We start from the raw sequence: 2,325 nt of genomic DNA, 5'->3' as shown, positions 1-2,325 counted from the left end.
AAGCAAGTTTGTGCCCAAATTGAAGTCCAAACCATCGACAAGGAGCGCACCTGGCAACCGAAGCCAGGCTGATCAATTGAAAAAGCATCCACTATAGGTTACAATTTCCGCAACACCAACCCACCACACGTCTAAAGAAACTGACCGGCTGATCTTCTAATAAAAGTAGCCCGAATGGCCGGCGGCCGACACTAACCAGCGACAAAAGGAGTTGATCATGAGCCAAAAATTTTCCTCTCTGGCCGAGGAGGGCCGGCTGCGCACCGAGTGGGCTGAGATGCACATGCCCGTCCTAAGGTTAATCAGAGAGAGGTTTGAAAAAGAAAAGCCTCTTAAAGGAGTCAAAATTGGAGCCTGTCTCCATGTTACCACAGAGACAGCTAATCTTATGAAGACCCTGGTAGCTGGCGGGGCAGAAGTAGCCTTGTGCGCTTCCAATCCTCTGAGCACCAAGGATGATGTGGTAGCCCATTTGGTCGAACATGAGAAAATGAAGGTGTATGCCCGCTATGGCGAGAGCCGGGAGGAGTACTACGAGCATATCGATAAAGTGTTAGACATCGGCCCCAATATCACTCTGGATGACGGAGCTGATCTTATTTCCACAATCCACGCCAAGAGGCAGGACTTAATTGCTAACATCTACGGCGGTGTGGAAGAAACCACCACAGGAGTTATCCGACTGAGAAACATGGCCGAGAAAGGAGTCCTCAAGTATCCCATCATAGCCGCCAATGACGCTGCCACCAAGCACCACTTCGACAACCGCCATGGCACTGGCCAAAAAACCCTGGATGGAATCATGAGGGCTACCAATATCCTCATCGCTGGGAAGATCTTTGTGGTTTGCGGCTATGGTTGGTGCGGCCGAGGAGTGGCTATGAGGGCTCATGGTATGGGAGCTAATGTAGTGGTGATCGAGGTTGATCCTATTAAGGCTCTGGAGGCGGTTATGGATGGATTCCGGGTCATGCCCATAGCTGAGGCAGCCCGCCTGGGAGATATCTTTGTCACCGTAACTGGCAATAAATGGGCCATCAACAGAGAGCACATTGCCACCATGAAAGATGGAGCCATTCTGGCTAACAACGGGCACTTCGATGTGGAGATAGATGTGGTAAGGCTGAAAGAGATGGCTCTCTCCCAACGTAGAATCCGGCAGCATGTGGTGGAGTATACTCTTCCCAGTGGGAATAGGATTTATCTTTTAGCCGAAGGTCGGCTGGTGGGACAGACGGCGGCAGAGGCCCATCCCGCTGAGATCATGGACATGAGCTTTGCCATTCAAGCTCTGGCCGCAGAGTATCTTTTAAAGGAGCATGGCTCTCTAGAGAACAAGGTCTACCTGATTCCTCAGGAAGTCGATCATTCTATTGCCAGATTAAAGCTCAAGTCCATGGGTATAGAGATGGACGAGCTGACTGAAGAGCAGAAGGAGTATCTCTCCTCCTGGACTGTGGGGACTTAGGTAGAAGATCACCAGAAAACTCCTCTCCTTTATGTCAGGCAATTCCAGGAAGGATTTTGCAGATCTTCGTCCTCCATTGTCCCACGGTAACCCTACTATACAGTGACGGAAACATGCATGGAGATAGGTCAGCAAGTAGACGAGCGGGTTGAGAAAGAGATAGAAAGGAAAATTCTGGACTGTTGCGGCGAAAAAAAGAGACTACCTTGCCCTCTAGCTTGCCAGATTGCCGAAGAATTCAAAGTTAGACCTATCGTTGTGGGCCAAATTGCTGATGGACTAGGAGTAAAAATATCCGCCTGCGAGCTGGGCTGTTTTTGAGACCCTTCCAAAGCAAGCACAAAGGGAATTATGGTCGTCGAACAATCTAGTCTCATTCGGGAAAAGCTGGGAGGGGAGAAGAATGAAAACTAAATATGAGATCACTTTTAGAGCTCCTAAAGCCCGCGTTTGACGCCGTGTGGATTGTGAGCCAGAGACTTGAGTTATAGCTCGATGCTCAGCACAACTGCCAATGCTCTGGTGATTTCTTGCATCGCTGTGTCAGCAAGTTTCCCTAATCGTTGGGCAAACCTTTCTTGTGCCACCGAGCGCACCTGAAAAGCATCTGCCGCCGAAGGTTTATCCAAACCATTCTCTGCATCAGGCTCCAGCCGAACCATCCACGGCGCTACGGCATAGCGATCTTTCCATTCGGTAATAGGAACGATCACCTTCAGTGGCAAAATCCCAATGGCATCATCGTTGACAATGACCGCGGACGGGTTTTCTTGATCTCAGCGCCAATTGTTGGGGCCAAATTGATGAGCCAGACTTCACCCCGCCGCATAAAAGTCCTCGCTATCAAGAGCCGTGAA

2 protein-coding genes and 1 pseudogene are annotated in these 2,325 nt (G+C 50.0%); 2 read left to right on the top strand and 1 reads right to left on the bottom strand.

Annotated elements, in window-relative coordinates:
• The first annotated feature begins 217 nt into the window (after positions 1 to 217).
• Together HW443_RS10735 and HW443_RS10730 are read left to right on the top strand one after the other, a co-directional pair.
• Complete coding sequence (locus tag HW443_RS10735; RefSeq protein ID WP_176238183.1) at positions 218 to 1,468, top strand: adenosylhomocysteinase; 1,251 nt, start codon at positions 218 to 220, stop codon at positions 1,466 to 1,468.
• Between the two features lie 117 nt (positions 1,469 to 1,585).
• Complete coding sequence (locus HW443_RS10730) at positions 1,586 to 1,789, top strand: hypothetical protein (protein WP_176235304.1); 204 nt, start codon at positions 1,586 to 1,588, stop codon at positions 1,787 to 1,789.
• Between the two features lie 164 nt (positions 1,790 to 1,953).
• Here HW443_RS10730 and HW443_RS10725 read toward each other — a convergent pair.
• A pseudogene (locus HW443_RS10725) lies at positions 1,954 to 2,297 on the bottom strand (type II toxin-antitoxin system PemK/MazF family toxin).
• Positions 2,298 to 2,325 lie beyond the last annotated feature (28 nt).

This window comes from Candidatus Hakubella thermalkaliphila (genome assembly GCF_013281975.1).
GTDB lineage: Bacteria > Actinomycetota > Humimicrobiia > Hakubellales > Hakubellaceae > Hakubella > Hakubella thermalkaliphila.
This window is presented reverse-complemented; position numbering and strand designations above follow the sequence as displayed.

Excerpts from the sequence above, each read along its gene's own strand:
- HW443_RS10735 (WP_176238183.1), top strand. The coding sequence starts at position 218 with ATGAGCCAAAAATTTTCCTCTCTGGCCGAGGAGGGCCGGCTGCGCACC.
- HW443_RS10730 (WP_176235304.1), top strand. The coding sequence starts at position 1,586 with ATGGAGATAGGTCAGCAAGTAGACGAGCGGGTTGAGAAAGAGATAGAA.